This is a genomic window from Entomohabitans teleogrylli, assembly GCF_001484765.1.
Classification (GTDB): domain Bacteria; phylum Pseudomonadota; class Gammaproteobacteria; order Enterobacterales; family Enterobacteriaceae; genus Entomohabitans; species Entomohabitans teleogrylli.
In genome coordinates, this window is sequence record NZ_LLXO01000079.1 from 1 (window position 1) to 1274 (window position 1274).

Annotated in this window: 1 pseudogene; it reads left to right on the forward strand. The window is 59.7% G+C overall.

Annotated elements, in window-relative coordinates:
* Positions 1-1274, forward strand: a pseudogene (locus tag AQ981_RS27080) (YadA-like family protein); the annotation flags it as partial.

Sequence of the window (1274 nt, forward strand, 5' to 3'; positions counted from 1 at the left end):
CCATCAGCGGCGGGCCGGGCGTGACGGCATCCGGTATTGATGCGGCGGACATGAAGATCACCCGTGTGGCGCCGGGCGCGCTGAATGCGGAGAGTACCGATGCGGTGAACGGCAGCCAACTGTATGCCACCAATCAGCAGGTGAACACCAACACCACAAATATCGCTGACCTCGGCGATACCGTGGAAAACATCTACAACACCGGCACGAAGTACTTCCATGCCAGGTCAACGGGTGAAGACTCGCAGGCCCTGGGCCAGGATTCGGTGGCGATTGGTATGGGTGCGGTTGCAACAGGCGCTGGCGATGTGGCGCTGGGGGCCAGTTCCGTGACTTCCGGAGTGATGAAGACTGAAGGGGTGACCCTTAACGGTACCGACTATACCTTTGCCGGATCTGACCCGACCAGTACCGTCAGTGTAGGGGATAACGATGCGGAGCGGACCATCACCAACGTGGCTGCTGGCCGTCTGAATGCGGAGAGCACCGACGCGGTGAACGGCTCCCAACTGTATGCCACCAATATGGCGCTGGAGGGGATTGCCGGCGATATCTCCGGTCTGCAGGACGATGCGCTGTTGTGGGATCCGAACAAGGGCGCCTACTCGGCAAGCCATAACGGGACCGCGGTGAACAAAATCACCAATGTGGCGAAGGGTGACCTGACTGCGGACAGTACCGACGCGGTGAACGGCAGCCAGTTGTTTGCCACCAATCAGCAGGTGGAAAGCAATACCACCAATATTGCCAAGAACACGCAGAACATCAGCAACCTGGGCGATACGGTGACCACCATTAATGAGAAGGGGACGAAGTACTTCCACGCCAGGTCAACCGGGGCTGACTCTCAGGCCGTTGGCCAGGATTCGGTGGCCATTGGCATGGGTGCGGTGTCGGTGAACCAGAACGATGTGGCGCTGGGCGCCGGTTCGGTAACCGCGCGGGCAGAAGGTACGGCGAGTGTCAGCATCAACGGTACCGACTACGCCTTTGCCGGAGCCAACCCGGCCAGTACCGTCAGTGTAGGGGATGTCGGCAGTGAACGCACCATTACCAACGTGGCCGCCGGCCGTCTGTCGGAGACCAGCACTGATGCAGTAAATGGTAGCCAGCTGTATGCCACCAATACGGCGCTGGAGAACCTGAACACCAGCGTTGGCGGGCTGGAGAATGATGCCCTGCTGTGGGATACAGACAAAGGCGCTTTCTCGGCGAACCATGGTGACACAGCGGTGAACAAAATCACCAACGTGGCAGCGGGTGACCTGAATGCA